The sequence below is a fragment of the Trichocoleus sp. ST-U2 genome, assembly GCF_039961875.1.
Classification (GTDB): Bacteria; Cyanobacteriota; Cyanobacteriia; order Cyanobacteriales; family FACHB-T130; genus FACHB-T130.
In genome coordinates, this window is the sequence record NZ_JAMPJY010000010.1 from 159486 (window position 1) to 176647 (window position 17162).

12 protein-coding genes and 2 pseudogenes are annotated in these 17162 nt (G+C 48.5%); 8 read left to right on the forward strand and 6 right to left on the reverse strand.

The genetic code is table 11. The annotated features are described in order from the left end of the window. Positions 1–299: 299 nt before the first annotated feature. Together NC996_RS09650 and NC996_RS09655 are read right to left on the reverse strand one after the other, a co-directional pair. Complete coding sequence (locus NC996_RS09650) at positions 300–590, reverse strand: hypothetical protein (protein ID WP_339380513.1); 291 nt, start codon at positions 588–590, stop codon at positions 300–302. Positions 591–751: 161 nt separating this feature from the next. Then, complete coding sequence (locus NC996_RS09655) at positions 752–1420, reverse strand: DUF1614 domain-containing protein (RefSeq protein ID WP_190689899.1); 669 nt, start codon at positions 1418–1420, stop codon at positions 752–754. Between the two features lie 431 nt (positions 1421–1851). Here NC996_RS09655 and NC996_RS09660 point away from each other — a divergent pair, with 431 nt between their 5' ends. From NC996_RS09660 to NC996_RS09675, 4 genes are all read left to right on the forward strand, one after another. Further along, complete coding sequence (locus tag NC996_RS09660) at positions 1852–2460, forward strand: Hsp20/alpha crystallin family protein (RefSeq protein ID WP_190689846.1); 609 nt, start codon at positions 1852–1854, stop codon at positions 2458–2460. A 404-nt stretch (positions 2461–2864) separates the two neighbouring features. After that, the gene (locus NC996_RS09665) at positions 2865–3149 is read left to right on the forward strand and encodes a hypothetical protein (RefSeq protein ID WP_190689849.1); all 285 of its coding nucleotides are present in this window, start codon (positions 2865–2867) and stop codon (positions 3147–3149) included. Between the two features lie 469 nt (positions 3150–3618). Further along, the gene (locus NC996_RS09670) at positions 3619–4701 is read left to right on the forward strand and encodes a glycosyltransferase family 4 protein (RefSeq protein WP_190689852.1); all 1083 of its coding nucleotides are present in this window, start codon (positions 3619–3621) and stop codon (positions 4699–4701) included. 399 nt (positions 4702–5100) lie between these two features. Beyond that, entirely contained in the window at positions 5101–8610 is a 3510-nt protein-coding gene (locus tag NC996_RS09675; RefSeq protein ID WP_190689855.1) for a tetratricopeptide repeat protein, read from the forward strand. 7 nt (positions 8611–8617) lie between these two features. Here the strand turns inward: NC996_RS09675 and NC996_RS09680 are convergent, their stop codons facing one another. Continuing rightward, positions 8618–8830: a hypothetical protein gene (locus NC996_RS09680; RefSeq protein ID WP_190412242.1), complete on the reverse strand. Its 213-nt coding sequence runs from the start codon at positions 8828–8830 to the stop codon at positions 8618–8620. Between the two features lie 423 nt (positions 8831–9253). Here NC996_RS09680 and NC996_RS09685 point away from each other — a divergent pair, with 423 nt between their 5' ends. Next, on the forward strand, positions 9254–11731 hold the full coding sequence (locus NC996_RS09685; protein WP_190689858.1) for a glycoside hydrolase family 31 protein: 2478 nt from the start codon (positions 9254–9256) through the stop codon (positions 11729–11731). A gap of 36 nt (positions 11732–11767) precedes the next feature. Here the strand turns inward: NC996_RS09685 and NC996_RS09690 are convergent, their stop codons facing one another. The 3 genes from NC996_RS09690 to NC996_RS09700 form a co-directional block, all read right to left on the reverse strand. After that, on the reverse strand, positions 11768–12643 hold the full coding sequence (locus NC996_RS09690) for a phosphatase PAP2 family protein (protein ID WP_190689863.1): 876 nt from the start codon (positions 12641–12643) through the stop codon (positions 11768–11770). Positions 12644–12782: 139 nt separating this feature from the next. Further along, entirely contained in the window at positions 12783–12950 is a 168-nt protein-coding gene (locus NC996_RS09695) for a hypothetical protein (protein ID WP_190689866.1), read from the reverse strand. 20 nt (positions 12951–12970) lie between these two features. After that, positions 12971–14329 carry an erythromycin esterase family protein gene (locus NC996_RS09700; RefSeq protein WP_190689902.1) on the reverse strand — a complete coding sequence of 453 codons (1359 nt, stop codon included), beginning with the start codon at positions 14327–14329 and terminating at the stop codon, positions 12971–12973. Positions 14330–14715: 386 nt separating this feature from the next. Here NC996_RS09700 and glpK point away from each other — a divergent pair, with 386 nt between their 5' ends. The 3 genes and pseudogenes from glpK to NC996_RS09715 all read left to right on the forward strand — a co-directional run. After that, positions 14716–16233 (forward strand): glycerol kinase GlpK, encoded by a 1518-nt coding sequence (gene glpK, locus NC996_RS09705; RefSeq protein ID WP_190689869.1) that lies wholly within the window; start codon positions 14716–14718, stop codon positions 16231–16233. 260 nt (positions 16234–16493) lie between these two features. After that, positions 16494–16994, forward strand: a pseudogene (locus NC996_RS09710) (IS4 family transposase); the annotation flags it as partial. Between the two features lie 70 nt (positions 16995–17064). Further along, a pseudogene (locus tag NC996_RS09715) lies at positions 17065–17162 on the forward strand (IS630 family transposase); the annotation flags it as partial.

Here is a 17162-nt window from a genome sequence, read left to right on the forward strand (position 1 = left end):
CTGCTGAAGCCGGGACTTTCGCCACTAGGGTTCAAAGTGGCAGCACAAATCGTCAATGTGCCAGAAAAGTTCTTCTGGCACTAGATATGGAAGGAACTGGCTGAATTATAGATTTAACTCATTTCAGCTTACAGGTCTCCTTCTTTTCTTATCCCAAACTCAGATTAATTTAAACTCCAACATTCGCCAAATCAAAGCGATTAAAAACAAAAAACCCCAGTACCCATCTGGGGTGTACTGAGGAGCGAGTTCTTTCGAGTCCGATTATTTTTTATCTAGAGTCCCGTTGGCTTTGTTCTCTACATTACAGCCGAAATTTGCTCCACTAACGAAAGCCGTCCTTTACACGCGGCGCGAAGGAGACGGTCGATGACATCTCTCTCTTCTTCACCCAGCGAATCATCGAGTAGCGCTGCCATAAGTCCGTAGCGGTCAGCAAGGGTCAGAGAACCAGAATAAGTAACTTGAGCGAATAACTCAGAGAGGGCGGTGGGGAGAAGTTGGATAGAAGGCATCGTTTGGGACTTGAACTCGATATCTATAATATCGGTGAATTTCCGGTTGTCATTGGTGATGCGATGGGATAGCAAAAAGTGATTCTTTTAGCCGCCTCTTGTGATTCAAATCACAAGAAATGGCGAACTCAATCGCAGCACGAGTACGATCTGGGTCACTTTATGGCTTCCTGGCGAAAGCTTTACGTTTGTGCTGAATCGAGACTCCCAGAGGCTTCCGTCCTAGGAGTGTCAATTTAAGTCAACAGCAAGGCAAAAAGACCGCATAAAGCAATGCCATCAAAGACTCCGGCTCCGCCGATACTTAGCACTCCTGGTGTCATTGCTTGAATTTCCTTCAGATGCAGCAAATCCGCACCAATCAACGTTCCCAATACGCCCCCAGCAAACGCAACAGGAGCAGCATGAACCCCTGCAATCACAATGGCAGACAGCGCAGCGGTTAGGGGAGCCAATAATGGACTCATTTGAATACCAATTCCCGGCACCACTTTCGCCCCGTAGTAGCTAACAAGCGAGACAATTACAGTCACTAGGACAATGAAGAGCGGATCTGCACGGGTAAATTGGTACAGCGCCACAACTAGCGGAATTAATCCACCCCCCACATTTAAAGCTACGACAGTTGAACGCTGCACTTTCCTCAGAGGAATCCCCCAGAATTGCCTTAACCAGAAGGAGGTAAAGTCATCGATCAAGTCAGCTTGGGATTCCACTCGATAGAGGGGGATATTGATAGTGCTGCCCAGAATAACTGCTGTTAGTAATAAAACAGCCATACCGGAAGAAAATCCTAGCTTGGCTACCGCAATTTGCACCACATCCACCGCTAAAGCAAACCAAAGAAAAGGTAGTAGCAGCAGGAACAGGATAAATAGAAGTAGGGAGACTGGAAGATAAATCATAAACATCTGGGGGAAGGATTCCTCGTTAGAGTCCTTCACGCTGTCGCTATTGTATAAATTTAGAGAAAATCCAGTAAGACGGTGTTGACCACCTTAATCATTGGTTATTGCCGTACACGAGCAGGAAAGGTTCGCGGTTTTGCGGCCCTACAATATGGGTGGAAAGCATTACTTACTAGGTAGGGTTTTCCCTAATGACAAAAGTTTTTGGATAGAACAATATTAGATTAAGGCAAGTAAATAAGTCTTGTAACTAAAAGCTGCTTTGTCAAAGTAATTAGCGGTGCAGCCAGTTACTGAAAAAGACTATTTTCTTGCCTCAGGTAAAGCAGCTTCTCCATATTAAGTAATCGCAATCAAAGAAGCTGTGCGCGAGCCTATCAAACGATAACGTTGAGTGAGTTAAGTCTATAACGGAGGTAACTGAACGTATGGCACTAATACGTTGGCAACCATTCCGCGAAATAGAAACCTTACGCCGTCAATTTGACGAACTGTTTGAGGAACTTGCAAGAGGCAACCGCGAGTCTGAGATGACTTGGACGCCTTTGGTTGAACTTCAAGATATGGATGACAACCTCATTCTCAGGGCACAACTTCCCGGATTAGAAGCTAAGGATCTCGATGTCCAAGTGACTCGTGATGCAGTTTCAATTTCGGGGGAACACCGCTCTGAAAACAAGGTTGAAGAGAAAGGATATTTCCGCTCAGAATTTCGCTACGGTAAATTCCAACGGATGATTCCTTTGCCGGTTCATATCCAAAACGAGCGGGTACAAGCTGACTTCCAGAATGGCGTTTTAACGCTGACGCTGCCTAAGGTGGAAGAAGCGCAACGCCGAGTGGTCAGACTCAACTTGGGTGAAAGCCAAGGCGTGGGCAGCGTTAGCGTAGCCATGCGCGATAGCGCTATAGCGATGCCAAAGGAAATCGCTGGGGCAAATGCTTCCACAAATGCTTCCACGACGGTAGAAGCGAACAGCGAACAAGGTAACGGTCATAACGACCAGGCTCAAGCTGAATCTGCGATCGCTTCCTAATTAACGCGCTTCGCATCCTCCATTCCTCCTGAGAGACATGGCAGCAGACGGGAGCAATTCCGTCTGTTGCTGAAACGACAACTAACCGCGATCGCAATCACTGCAAGTGCGATCGCGGTTAATTTTTCACATAACAGCTTTGTGCATTCCCACAAGTTAAAGGATTATTCCAATTTCTCTGTTGAGTGCTGCTTCAATTGCCGCATCAGTGGCTTGAACTGAGATTTTAAAATACACACCCACAGCAGCCTTCAATCTCCAGCAGTGTTGCAGCTGCTCATCAAAGCGTGGTGCGGTTGCATCTCCCTAAATCCAGGTTAAGCCTGGTTCTTTACGAAGACGAAAATTCAGGGAATAATTAGAGAAATACAGATGAGGAAAATTTTTAGTTCGGTAGAAATACTATGCTGAGAATTGCGATCGTAGCTCTATTAACTTTGGAGATAGTGTTATTGTCTGCGTTAGCGCTATCTCCAGCTAACGCGACTAGCAGTGACTTTGAAAATTACATCTGGAGCTTTGCGGATGTAGGCAGCCATCAAGTTGTTTGTAAGAAGATTGTGATGCATCCGGAGAAACAGTTGCAGTCCGGAGAATCTGGCAGACAAGTTGTCAAAATGTCTTCTACCTCTATAGTCGTGAGTGATAGTTATTGTGCTGCCTCAACAAAACCTGCTGTGGGAAGCTAATCGGTTACTTTAATACTGATCTGAGTGGGAGGTAGCTGGAACGCACCTTACCTCTTAGTTATGTTTTGCCCGATTGCTTCCGGAAAGATATAGCAGTCCTAAATGATGCTTGAAAGCGAGATTACCGACTTCCTTAAAGAAGTCGGTAATCTGTTCTGCTGATTCACAATTCCAATAGGGTTGTTATAGTGCCAGATAAAAAGAGATTATTACGCGTAAAACTCTCACAATACAAGTATTTTAAGTCTCAAAACTATATCTCAAACTTTATATTCTTTGGTTCGGATATCTCTACATTCTTGATTCCAAGTTTCCGTCCAAAGTAGCATTTACAAAACTAAATAAACTTGATTAAATTTTTGTGAAGTAATTTCCTCTGTTTACGAAATCCTTCACAAGGAATCAGACATCTATAGAACAGAGCCTCTTCTAATCTAAATTAGACCTTACTACAATTAGGAGGTTAGTGATGAGAATTGCACAGGTGGCCCCTTTATGGGAGCGTGTTCCACCTCCAGCCTATGGCGGCATCGAATTAGTTGTCGGGTTACTTTGCGATGAATTAGTCCGGCGCGGTCATGAGGTCACTTTGTTTGCATCTGGTGATTCCATCAGTCTCGCTGAATTAGAATCTGTTCATCCACAGGCACTCCGTTTAGACTCCTCAGTGAAGGAATATAGCATTTACGAAATGCTGCAATTGAGTCGAGTCTACGAGCAAGCAGATAAGTTTGATATCATTCACTCTCACATGGGCTGCGCTGCCTTGCCTTATGCGAATCTGGTAAAAACGCCTACTGTTCACACTCTGCATGGCATTTTTACCCCAGACAATGAAAAGCTGTTTATGCACGCCCGTCGTCAACCTTTCATTAGTATCTCCAATGACCAGCGGGAACCCAGACTAAATCTGAACTGCGTCGCTACGGTTTACAACGGCATCAATCCAACGATTTATGAGTTTTACCCCCAGCCGGATAACCCCCCTTACTTGGCTTTTCTAGGTCGAATCTCACCGGAAAAAGGGCCGCATTTGGCAATAGAAATTGCTAAGCGTTCTGGCTGGCACTTAAAGATGGCAGGGAAAGTAGATGTCGTTGATGTGGAATATTTTGAGCAAGAAATCAAGCCTCACATCGATGGCAAGCAGATTGAATATTTGGGTGAAGCAAACCATGTTCAAAAGAATGCATTGATGGGAGGGGCTGTTGCAACTTTGTTCCCAATTACCTGGCGCGAACCGTTTGGGTTAGTCATGATTGAATCGATGGCATCAGGAACGCCAGTTATTGCCATGAAGATGGGTTCTACGCCAGAAGTGATTGCTCACGGAAAGACAGGCTTTTTAACCCAAAACGTTGAAGAAGCGATCGCTGCAATTGATAAAGCCGCCCAATTAAACCGCTACGCTTGTCGAGAACACGTGCAAACCCACTTCAGCGTCCAACAGATGACTGATGGTTACGAAGCAGTTTATCAACAAATCTTGGCAGAGCGCTTTTCGCAAAATGGTCACGTCCGCAGTCAATCTAGATTGCGTAGCACGCATTAATCCCTAATCGTTTTGAGGAATCTTACAGGGAGGAGGAAGCTTGTGCCATCCAAACTGTAAGTTTTAATTCCTCAATTCAGTTCAGTTAAGAGCAAATTGCAGTTTAAGAATTTTAATTGCCCTAAAATTTAGTATAATTTCGCCCGGTTGCTATTAGGTGAGCCGACTTAAAAATCATTTCGCTAAATTAAGTTGTATGCAATTTCGAGTCTCTACAAAGCCTGAGATTTATCTCAAGGCTCTTATGTCAGTGCCCTTCGACTTAGCAATGGTGCAAGCTATGAGCTTTGCCACTAACCGGAATGCTTGATAATTGAGCAAATTTTTACATAACTGTGGCTCAGATAAAGATATAGATAAGGGAGCAAGCCATCTACCAATCGGCAAGAGGACTTCCCAATGCACTACCGTCTTAGATACCTCAGCTTTACTACTGCGACTCTACTGCTTTCGGTAACATTTCCCCTTTTACCGCTTACCTCAAACTTTGAGCCGCTGGTAGTTCAGGCGCAAACGACCCAAGATAGAACAGCGGAGGCGAAACGGCTAAACCAAGAGGGACTTCAGCAATTAGACAGGGGACAATTTCGAGAAGGCTTAGAGAAATTCCAGCAGGCTTTAGCGATTAATCAAGAAATTGGCGATCGCAAAGGCGAGGGCGTCATTCTCAACAACATTGGGAGAGTTTACGACAGTCTGGGACAGTACCCGAAAGCATTAGAGTTCTATCAGCAAGCTTTAGCCATTCGCAAAGAAGTGGGCGACAAGGCGGGGGAAGGGACGACTCTCAACAATATTGGGGCAGTTTACAACTACCTGGGACAATACCCGAAAGCCTTGGAGTTTTATCAGCAAGCTTTAGCCATTCGCAAAGAAGTTGGCGACAGGGGAGGGGAAGGGACGACTCTCAGCAATATTGGGACAGTTTACAACTACCTAGGACAGTATCCCAAAGCCTTGGAGTTCTATCAGCAAGCTTTAGCCATTAGTAAAGACATTGGCGACAAACCGGGGGAAGGAACGATTCTCAACAATATTGGGTTAGTTTACAAAAACCTGGGACAGTACCCGAAAGCCTTGGAGTTCTATCAGCAAGCTTTAGCCATTCGCAAAGACACTGGCGGCAAGGCGGGGGAAGGGACGACTCTCAACAATATTGGGCAAGTTTACGACAGCCTAGGACAGTACCCGAAAGCCTTGGAGTTTTATCAGCAAGCTTTAGCCATTAGTAAAGATATTGGTGACAAGGCAGGGGAAGGAAATACCCTCAACAGCATTGGGACAGTTTACAACTACCTAGGACAGTATCCCAAAGCCCTGGAGTTCTATCAGCAAGCTTTAGCCATTAGTAAAGACATTGGCGACAAGGCAGGGGAAGGAGATACCTTCAACAATATTGGTGCAGTTTACAACTACCTGGGACAGTATCCCAAAGCCTTGGAGTTCTATCAGCAAGCTTTAGCCATTCGCTCTCGAATTGGCGACAAGGCGGGGGAAGGGACAACCCTCAACAACATTGGGGCAGTTTACGTCGAGCTAGGGCAGTATTTAAAAGCGTTGGAGTTCTATCAGCAAGCTTTAGCCATTCGCGGAGACGTTGGCGACAAACCGGGGGAAGGAACGACTCTCAACAATATTGGGTTAGTTTACAAAAACCTGGGACAGTACCCGAAAGCCCTAGAGTTCTATCAGCAAGCTTTAGCCATTAGTAAAGACATTGGCGACAAGGCGGGGGAAGGGACGACTCTCAGCAATATTGGGCAAGTTTACAAAAACCTGGGACAGTACCCGAAAGCCCTAGAGTTCTATCAGCAAGCTTTAGCCATTAGTAAAGACATTGGCGACAAGGCGGGGGAAGGGACGACTCTCAACAATATTGGATCAGTTTACGACAGCCTGGGACAGTATCCCAAAGCCTTGGAGTTTTATCAGGAAGCTTTAGCCATTAGTAAAGACATTGGCGATAAGGCGGGGGAAGGGAGGACTCTAAATAATATTGGGGCATTTTACCACTACCTGGGACAGTACCCGAAAGCTTTAGAGTTATATCAACAAGCTTTAGCCATTCGGTCTCGAATTGGCGACAAGGGAGGGGAAGGGACAACCCTCAACAACATTGGGGCAGTTTACAAGTACCTGGGACAATACCCAAAAGCCTTGGAATTTTATCAACAAGCTTTAGCGATTGTTAAAGAAATTGGCGATAAGCCAGGGGAAGGTGTAACCCTCAACAACATTGGTTTCCTGTTAGAGGAACAGAAGCAGCCGCAATTAGCGATCGCTTTCTTGAAACAATCCGTCAATGTCACGGAAGCCATTCGCAAAGATTTAAGAAGCCTGCCAAAAGAGCAACAGCAGTCTTACACCGAAACCGTTGCAGCCACCTATCGTCGTCTCGCTGACCTTTTGCTCAAAGAAAACAGGGTACTCGAAGCGCAACGAGTCCTCGACTTGCTCAAAGTTCAAGAACTCGACGATTACCTCCGCACCGTACAAGGGAACGAAAATACAAAACCGGGGGTGGAATATTTACCCTTAGAAGAGCGACTTTTGGGCGAGTACAATACTGAACTCGCTTCCGTTGTCCAAATTGGTAAAGAACTACAGAAACTCCAGAAGATTCCCGCAAGCGATCGCACTCCACAGCAGGAACAGCGCCGACGGCAGATTGAAACCGCTCAGCGGGAATCAACTCGAAAATTTCTCGATTTCATCGGTTCTCCCCAAATTGTCACTCTTGTCGGGCAACTGAACCAAACTACAGGCAGCGAAAACCTCAGCCCGCAAATGCTTGTAGGTTTACAGGACAACCTCAAGAAACTGGCACAAGATGCCGTTCTTCTCTATCCGCTGATTCTCGAAGACCGCCTGGAACTGGTACTCATTACCCCCTACGCGCCTCCGATTCATCAAACTGTCCCCGTCAAAAGAGAAGAACTCAACCGCACCATTGTCGATTTTCGCTCAGCTTTGAAAAATCCGAACGCGAATGCGAAAGAACCTGCCCAAAAACTCTACAATTGGCTCATTCAACCGATAGAAGCTGCCCTTAAAGAAGCGAACGCCCAGACGATTATCTATGCCCCAGACGGGCAACTGCGTTACATTCCCCTGGCGGCTTTGTATGACGGCAATCAGTGGTTGGTGCAGAAGTACCGCGTCAATAATATCACTGCCTTGAGTCTGATCGAGTGGGACAAGAAACCCCAAGCGCCTAAGATTTTAGCGGGTGCGTTCAGTCAGGGAAATTACAGCTTTCAAGTCGGCGATCGCAACTTCAACTTTGGAGGATTGCGCTTTGCAGGAAAGGAAGTCGAAAACTTGGCGGCGATGCTTCCTAACACGACAGGTTTACTCAACCGGGACTTTAGCGAAAAGGAAATATTAGCCCGGATCAGCGATTATTCTATCCTCCACTTCGCGACTCATGCCGCCTTTGTCACGGGGAAACCTGAAGATTCGTTTATTTTATTTGGTAATGGCGATCGCGCAAATTTCCGCGATGTCGAAACTTGGCCTTTGAAAAACACCGATCTGGTCGTCCTTTCTGCCTGTGAAACCGGAGTCGGCGGTCAATTAGGTGATGGGAAAGAGATTTTAGGCTTTGGGTACCTGATGCAAAAGGCGGGTGCGAGGGCGGCGATCGCATCTTTGTGGACGGTCGATGATGGCGGTACCCAAGCACTGATGAATGCTTTCTATACCGCCCTAGAAAATGGCAATACCCCAAAAGCTGAATCCCTCCGCCAAGCACAAATCGCCTTGATTACCGGCGACTATACAGCTTTGGGTCAAGAACGGGGCATTTTTGTCGTCGAACGGATTCGCGATATACCCGGTAATGTTAGCGATCGCCTTAGCCACCCTTATTATTGGGCACCCTTCATCTTAATTGGCAATGGTCTATAAATGCCGATTACTGCTGTTCTTGCCCCGATCCGCCTTGATTCGGTCGTTGAGTCGCGGCGGCATTCTCCGGACTTTCTTCTTCGGCTCTTCTCGCATCAACACCTTCATCCAGAAGATCGGCTGGTTCTACTGAGAGGTCGGCAGCAGTATCAATCCGACCATTCGCATTGGTGTTGGGTTTGGGTGAAGTGCTTTTATGACTGGCGTGACCACCTGGCATGATTTTTTCCTCAATTTGAATTAATCTATCTATTTGAGCTTAGTCTCGTTGGTTGAGAGAAATACCCTATCTTGAGGCTTAGATTTCACTAATAAAGTTCAATACTTTTAGCTAGTTTTTGTCTAAGCATTTTCTTTTAATTTGGATTTAATAAGTATAGATAGAGACGCAAGAATCCTTGTAATTACTGGGTTCTGAAGGGAATGCTGTTTCAGCAGGCTTTCAGAACTAGCTTTGCTAGAATTTGCTTTGTAAATCGGCAGAAATTTTTGAAATCAACCAACTTTTCTATTGGATTCAAAAAATCATACTTAGGATTGATGAATCACTCGCGATGAATTTGGTTTTCTCTTGAAGAGTTGCTTGATTAAAAAGATTTTTAAATCGGTTGAAAATCTAAGCTTTCTTGTCGCATAAATTACGATGAGTCTCTTCAAAGAAATATCGCTAAAGATACGTTTTGTTCTAGGATCGCTGCTCTATGTGAGTTATATGCCGCAGGCATGGGTCTATTCTCGCCAACGCGATCGCATTGAACAGGAGTTTCCCAATCCGCCAGCCGATGAGGCTTTTGACAACCCCGGAAAATTACTGCGGGGCGAGCCAAGCAATCGAGGTGCTAATTTTTACTTCGAGCAAGCAGAGTTAGAAATTTGTTTTCTGACTAGCGATTTAGTCCGAGTGGATTGGAAGCCGGGGATACCGCCGATTCCGTATGCGATCGCTCGTCAGGAGTGGTCGGAAGTCGAGACGACGCTGGAAGAAACGGCGGAGGGTTGGACGGTTTCGAGCCACAATCTCACCGTTATCGTCGGAATCGATGGCAGCCTGAAATTCTGCGACGCCTCTGGACAAACCTTACGGGAAGAACTCCCGCCGCAACGAAAAGACGGGGGATGGATTCACAAAGCCCAACTGCGAGAAGAAGAACGCATTTATGGCTTGGGAGAACGTGCTTCCTCCCTCAACCTGCGTGCAGCGAGGCAGGTGACCAAGAAAGGAGAAGTTACCCAGCAACCTAAAACTTATCGGATGTGGAACTATGACGCAGCGGGGATGTATGCCCCCGGTTCAGATCCGATGTATATCTGCATTCCGGTTTATTGGGGGCTTCACTCCGCTGGCAGTTATTTGGTTTTCTATGAAAATTCTTTTAACGCCAATTTTACGTTTGCGGATGTCGCCACAGCCGACTTCGATGGAGGATCGCTGCGTTACTACTTCACCTCCGGCTCCCCTGCGGAACTACTAGAGCGTTACACGGAGCTGACGGGACGTTCTCCCCTGCCTCCCCGCTGGGCTTTGGGATATCATCAGTCGAAGTGGGGATATGGTACCGAAGAAGCAGTCCGAAAAGAAGCGAAGACATTTCAGGCTCATAATTTGCCGCTGAGTGCAATTCACCTAGATATTGACTGTCAGGTGGGATACCGAGCCTTCACAATTGACCCGGAACGCTTTCCCAACTTAGGAAGTTTTACGCAAGAACTGGCTGAGTTGGGGGTGCAGTTTATCGCCATCCTCAACCCAGGAATTAAGTACAGCCGCCAGAGCAACTTATTCTTAGAGGGTCAGATTCTCGATGCGTTTTGCAAACACCCCAACGGCAAGCTTGTTGTTGCCCCGGTCTGGCCCGGTTGGTCAGTTTTCCCCGATTATACGAATCCAACGGTACGCAAGTGGTGGAGTCGGCAGTATGCATACTTGCTCGATGTCGGCGTGGCGGGATTTTGGCACGACATGAACGAACCCGCTGCTTTTATTCTTTGGGGCGATCGCTCTCTTCCCAAACCGACGCGGCATTTCCTGGAAGGGAGAGGTGGCGACCACCGCGAGGCTCATAATATCTACGGATTGCTGCAAGCGGAGGCGGGATACGAAAGTCTGCGGGAACATCGACCCCATCAACGCCCGTTCATTGTTTCGCGTTCGGGTTGGGCAGGACTCCAGCGCTATGCTTGGACTTGGACGGGCGATATTGAGTGTACTTGGGCGGCGTTGCGGCAGACGGTGGCGACAGTGGTGGGGTTAGGACTATCGGGAGTTCCTTATAGTGGCCCGGATATCGGCGGTTTTCAGGGAAATCCGAGTGCTGAACTTTACCTGCGCTGGTTCCAGATGGCAAGTTTTCTGACTTTTTGCCGCACCCATTCTTCTAATAACGTTGAACACCGCACGCCCTGGACGTATGGCGAACCTTACCTGAGTATTATTCGGCAATTCTTGCAATTACGCTACCGACTGCTGCCCTACTTCTATACATTGGCTTGGGAAGCAAGCCAGAAGGGTTATTCTCCAGTTCGTCCGCTTTTCTGGGCTGACAGCGATGAATCTGCACTTTGGGATGTAGAAGATGCTTTCTTGTTGGGCGATGCACTGCTGATTTGTCCGATTGTCGAGGATAAAGCGCGATCGCGTGAAGTCCTGTTACCCAAGGGTCGTTGGTATCGTTTCTGGGATGATGCCGTACTGGAAGGTTCGCAGCTGGTGAATCTGGATGCACCGCTAGAGCAGATTCCGGTGCTGGTGAGGGCGGGGAGTATTCTCCCAATGGAGGAAGATCGGCAACTGATTCTCCACCTCTATCTACCCGTGCAAGGAACCGGCGAAGCTCATCTTTACAGCGACGCCGGAGATGGATATGGAGAATCGCGGCTCGATCGGTTCCGGATGGTGCGGGACGAGAACGGTTTAGAACTGACCTGGGAAGAACAACACGGGGATTATGCTTTCCCTTACGCCAGTGTCCAAGTGCAACTTCACGGGATGGAAGTGCAGCAAGCTTGGCTAGATGGGGCAGAAGTGACTTGTCAGGGGAATCGTTTGCAATGCGTTAGCGCAGCGGGAGGCGGTAGCATCCATCGCTTCCAGCAAATTCGTTTGAAAGGAGCGTTTTTTTAATCCCAATTGCCTGTTTTCAGCTTGATTGCAGAATGGCTACGTCAGTCCTGTCGATGATAGTTTCATGCGTACAAACAATGCCGGTGCCAGGAAAACGATCCACAGTGCCGCGATCGCAAATGTCACCACCTCAAGCGCCACCCCGTAAATGCCGATGAGGCGAGGCACCAGTACGAGCATGGCAAGTCCTCCCAAACCGACCGCCAGCTTCAACATTTGCTTTTGGAAGGGAAGTATATCTGGGGAGTAATGAACGTACCAATATTCCAGGGGCATTCCAATTCCCATACCTAGTGCAGCACCAAAAATTTCCCAAGCTTGGGGCAAAAAGCCGGTGAAAGGAAACACTGCAACGGGTGCGGAAAGACCGAGGATTAAGAAAAATCGAAAGGGGCGTCCGGAGAACCAATGCAAAAGCACGAACCACAAACGCTGATAAGTCAGCACCAGGATCAGCCCGATCGACACACCACCGAGTAAGTCTACCGGATAGTGTACGCCGAGATATAGGCGACTCAGCATCACCCCCGCAACAATACCCCCCGCAACCACGATCGGGATACGATCGAACGCAGCCAACGTTCCCCACAGGGTAGTTGCAGTAACGGTGTGTCCGCTGGGAAAGGACGGTACTGTTTGTTTTTCCCGGATCTCGATCTGCGGGTCGTGCGGACGCGCCACAGGGAAAAGTGTCCAAATCAGGACGTTTGTAAAGGTTGCCCAGAGGATAATACCCAGCAAGCCGTAGGCAAGCTCTCGCCCCCAGATCCACAACACCACAGCAAAGACCACCGCGATCGCTGGAACTGTCCCCAGTATGGTGAGGGTCTTAAAGAACCAACTCCAGCTAGCCCCAAAAAAGCGCTGAACTCCAATAATCGACTCAGCACTCCACAGTAGCTCAATCCCCATACCGCAATTTTTTCCAAAAAACCTAACTAAATATATTACGTTTTAGCTAAGTCGCCGTGCTGGAGGAGAATTCCACGCTTAGAATGCGGTACCAAAGTCTTAGGGAGAAGCCGTCCCTGTTCGCTGGGAAAAAGCCGATTCATAAATCTACGGTGGGGTCTAATAACTGGCTGTTTCCTCCATCTCCTCTTTCCTCGCCTTCTCTCCGAGACGCTACACGAACGGCATGGGTCATAGGAGTATCGTCAACAGGCGGGGTTTCATCCCGCGGGGTTTCATCCCGCTCCCCCTCGATCCGGTAGAGCATGGGACTTCCTGCGAGGCGAGTTAAAAACCAGAGGGAAATGTCTCTGGCACTTCGTCTGTCTCCCATCCGGCACGCTCTAGTGGCTGCACTGCTTGGGTTTCGTCGAAGTGGATGATGGCGTCAAATTGGTCGGCTAGCCGTGCGTGGAAGTAATGGCTGCTCCGCTCGGTTTCGGGTCGATAGATGACACCGATCGCCCGTTCCAATCGAGGCTCCCGCAATCCTTTGATTGATGAGCCACTGTCGCGTAAGGCGAGCAGGAAGCGCGGCAAACCCGTATCGTGAAACAGCCCTTCATAACTGTCTGGGACTGCCGGACGGATGCGCTTGCGTTCGGCAGGTGCGTCCCAATTTGAGGCGGCGGTGACGGTTCCCGTGTAGGTGCTGAAGCCGACGAGTACCGCGTCGCGACCGTACTGTTCGCGCACCAGTTGACCGACATTCAGTTCGCCGTGTGCGCTCATGTCGGTTGCGCGGGCGTCGCCGAGATGGGAGTTGTGCGCCCACAGGACGACCTTGGTGCGATCGCTTTGTTTGTCCAAATGAGCGACGAGGTGTTGCAGCGTTTCTGCCATGTGGCGATCGCGCAAATTCCACGACGACACCCGACCACGAAACATTGAGCGGTAGTATTCCTCGGCGTTCTTGACCAGTCGTGCGTTCTGTTCGGCAAAGAAAAATTCGTCCTCTGTCACGCGACCATCCCGATGGGCGTACTCGCTAGCACGATGTTGCAATTCTAGAAGTTGGTTGACAACTTGGCTCTCACAGGATTCCTCATCATCGAAGTTGGCGACATACCCGTAGGATTGAGCGTCTTCACCAAAGTCTTCAAAGCACGAGTAGCGGTGACGCGCCTGTTCTGCCGCCTCTGGGTCAATTTTGTCCAGGTAGTCGAGAACGGCGGCGATTGACTGGTGTAGGCTGTAGAGGTCAAGACCGTAGAAGCCAGTCTTCGTCGCATTTTCAGGGAGGGCGCTATTGTACTGGCGCAGCCAATCAATGAAGTTGACCACATCCGCGTTGCGCCACATCCAAGCGGGGAAGCGTCCAAAGCCAGAGAGTGCTTCGTTACTGGTGGTATCGTCGCTGACACCAGTGACGTAGCGGTTGACGCGGTAAGCATCGGGCCAATCGGCTTCGACAGCGATCGCTGTAAAGCCTTTTTCTTGAATCAGCCGCTTGGTAATTTCGGCTCGCGCTTGATAAAATTCATGGGTGCCGTGGGATGCCTCACCCAGCAAGACAAAGCGGGCATCGCCAACAAGTTCCATCAAGGGGTCGTAGTCCGAGGTGGCACCTGTGAGCGGGTGGGCAATCTGGCGCACGGTATCGGTTAGCTTAGTCTGAGTCGCGTTAGTCTGAGTCACGTCGGGCATCGCTTTCGCCCTCCTTTCAAAAATTTGCTTGGGACAGCGATCGCTACTGGGTGAATATTTATGCGATCGCATTGCTGATGAGAACTGGTTCTTGGCAGACTCTTATACTTGTGCAAAATACTTGTGCAAAGTCTCAGAACGTGGAGAGTCTACCTCCAAACTAACTGCCTCGATTTCTGCTAACTTCTACCCCAGGAAAGGCTCTGGGTGAAGTTAGTCTGTTATGAGGAATACAAAAAAGCCGAGAAACGTAGACGTTGCACGCTCAAAGTCTGATGCGTGTAGCAGCGATCGCTTTCTTGGCATTCTTGGCAACGTTGACGATCGAGACTTCGGCTTAATTCGCCCGTTGAGAAACTCTCAATTTATTACTAATAAAGCTTGCAATGACTGCATCGACTCCTGCCTACGTTCTCGCCCTAGACCTCGGTACTACCGGCAACCGAGCGATCTTATTTAATGCTGACGGGATGATTGTTAGCTCTGCTTACAAAGAACTCACTCAGTATTATCCCCAACCGGGTTGGTTAGAGCATGACCCCAGAGAAATTTGGCAAGATACTTGTTGGGCGATGCAGACTGTATTGCAGAAGGCGGACATCACTGCAAAAGATATTGCTGCGATTGGGTTAAGCGTGCAGCGAGAAACTTGCCTGTTGTGGGACAAAACCACGGGGCGACCTTTACATAATGCAATTGTCTGGCAAGACCGACGCACTGCACCCCTGTGCAATCAACTTGCAAGTCAAGGTCATGCAGCAGATATCTACGATCGCACAGGGTTAGTATTAGATGCCTACTTTTCTGCAACTAAATTAACTTGGTTGTTGGAGGAAATTCAACGAGAACATCCCCCCATCGATTTAGAGAATGTTTTAGCAGGCACGATTGATACCTGGATTCTCTGGAACCTCACGGGTGGTAAGGTACACGCCACGGATGATAGTAACGCCAGCCGCACGATGTTGATGAATCTGGCTTCGCGGGAGTGGGATGAAACGCTGCTGAAGTTATTTAAAATTCCGGTTCATTTGATGCCAAAAATCCAGCCAAGTTTAGGCTTATTTGGCTACACTCAGCCGGAATTATTAGGCGGTGAGGTGCCCATTACGGCAATTTTAGGCGATCAACAAGCTTCCTTATTTGCTCATGGTTGCGATCGCCCTGGCTTATTAAAATGCACCTATGGCACTGGCTGCTTCTTAGTTACACATACCGGAGAAAAAATACAGCGATCGCGCAATCAACTCCTTTCAACTGTCGCTTGGACGCAGACAGACAATGACGGAAAAATCCAAGTCGGCTATGGCATGGAAGGCAGTATATTTACCACTGGAGCTTGCATCCAATGGTTGCGGGATGGCATTAAACTCATTACGGCGGCTACGGATACAGAACGAATGGCACAGCAGGTGGCGGATAACGGGGGTGTTTATTTCGTTCCGGCGTTGAGTGGTTTGGGTGCGCCGCACTGGGATATGAGTGCCAGGGGGGCATTTTTCGGCATTACGGGCGGGGTGCAGCGAGAACACATGGTCAGGGCGGTACTAGAAGCGATCGCCTTCCAAGTCAAAGAAGTTGTACAGGCCATCAACCAAGATAGCGGTACCGACATTTCCATGCTAAAAGTAGATGGAGGAGCTTGTCAAAATGACTTTTTAATGCAACTCCAAGCGGATGTTTTAGGAATCCCAGTAGAACGTCCAGCCGTTCTCGATGCTTCTGCACAAGGTGCCGCTTTTGCTGCTGGTTTGGCAGTTAATTTTTGGCAAGATTACGCCACATTAACCGCAAGTCGTCAAATCGACCGAACTTTTCAACCCGGTGCGGGAGTCACCCAGGCACAGGCGAATTTTACAATGTGGCAAAAAGCAGTTGAAAGAGCGAAACATTGGGCGGATTGAAGAGGACTGAGGGCTGAGGGAAGAGGACTTCTTGGTAAGATTATGTCGGTTTACCAATAATTCCTCGGCATTCGGAACCCCACCCCTGCCCCTCACCTCTGCTAGCTACCGTGTATACATAAGTCGCCCTGAAACAATCTGAATCGCATCAAAGAGCGCAAAATGATGGAGAATCCGCTCCTTATCCATGCCCAACAGTTCAAAGGAGCAGCGTTTGGAGACCGACGCCTGCAAAAAAGGGGGCATCATTGTACGAGGCCATCTGTGAGCATCAATCGGTAAACATTCGCCAGATCAGTCGAGACTGGGCACAACAGATGGGATACTACCGCTTTTTAGAGAATCAGCAAGTGAGTCTGAGCGAGTTAGCCAAAAGTTTGTCCGCTCACGACCAGCAACAAGTGGAAGGACTGCATGTGCTGGCAGTTAGTGATAGCAGTGAGATTAACTTACAAGCTCATGCAGGACGCCTGAAGCCGGAAGGCTTAGGGGTGGTGGGCAACAACCAAGACTTAGGATTTTTCATTCATCCGACATTGGCGTTGAATGCGGCGAGTGGGTTTCCATTGGGTATCAGTAGCGTCCAAATGTGGAGTCGTCCAGCCGAACGTCCAGACAAGCACACTCGGCGCGACAAACAGTTGCCACTTGAGGAAAAAGAATCTCTCAAGTGGCTAGAGTCCGCCGCCTCAAGTCAGCGATGCTTTGAGCTTGGGGGTGCAACAACCGTGACCTACATTGGCAACCGAGAAGCGGATATATAGCAACCGCCAAGATAGTTAGGACGTAGAGTAGAGATCACCTGTTGTCCTGAAATTATTCAAGCTGCTCATGGCAAACCCCTATAGTTATGACCTGCGTCAGAAGGTGATCCAAGCGATCGAGTTAGACGGCATGAAGAAAAGTGAAGCCGCACAGGTGTTCCAAAT

Excerpts from the sequence above, each read along its gene's own strand:
- NC996_RS09695 (WP_190689866.1), bottom strand. The coding sequence starts at position 12,950 with ATGCTCTACCGGATCGAGGGGGAGCGGGATGAAACCCCGCGGGATGAA.
- NC996_RS09690 (WP_190689863.1), bottom strand. The coding sequence starts at position 12,643 with ATGGGGATTGAGCTACTGTGGAGTGCTGAGTCGATTATTGGAGTTCAG.
- NC996_RS09665 (WP_190689849.1), top strand. The coding sequence starts at position 2,865 with ATGCTGAGAATTGCGATCGTAGCTCTATTAACTTTGGAGATAGTGTTA.
- glpK (WP_190689869.1), top strand. The coding sequence starts at position 14,716 with ATGACTGCATCGACTCCTGCCTACGTTCTCGCCCTAGACCTCGGTACT.
- NC996_RS09700 (WP_190689902.1), bottom strand. The coding sequence starts at position 14,329 with ATGCCCGACGTGACTCAGACTAACGCGACTCAGACTAAGCTAACCGAT.
- NC996_RS09655 (WP_190689899.1), bottom strand. The coding sequence starts at position 1,420 with ATGATTTATCTTCCAGTCTCCCTACTTCTATTTATCCTGTTCCTGCTG.
- NC996_RS09670 (WP_190689852.1), top strand. The coding sequence starts at position 3,619 with ATGAGAATTGCACAGGTGGCCCCTTTATGGGAGCGTGTTCCACCTCCA.
- NC996_RS09675 (WP_190689855.1), top strand. The coding sequence starts at position 5,101 with ATGCACTACCGTCTTAGATACCTCAGCTTTACTACTGCGACTCTACTG.
- NC996_RS09680 (WP_190412242.1), bottom strand. The coding sequence starts at position 8,830 with ATGCCAGGTGGTCACGCCAGTCATAAAAGCACTTCACCCAAACCCAAC.
- NC996_RS09685 (WP_190689858.1), top strand. The coding sequence starts at position 9,254 with ATGAGTCTCTTCAAAGAAATATCGCTAAAGATACGTTTTGTTCTAGGA.
- NC996_RS09660 (WP_190689846.1), top strand. The coding sequence starts at position 1,852 with ATGGCACTAATACGTTGGCAACCATTCCGCGAAATAGAAACCTTACGC.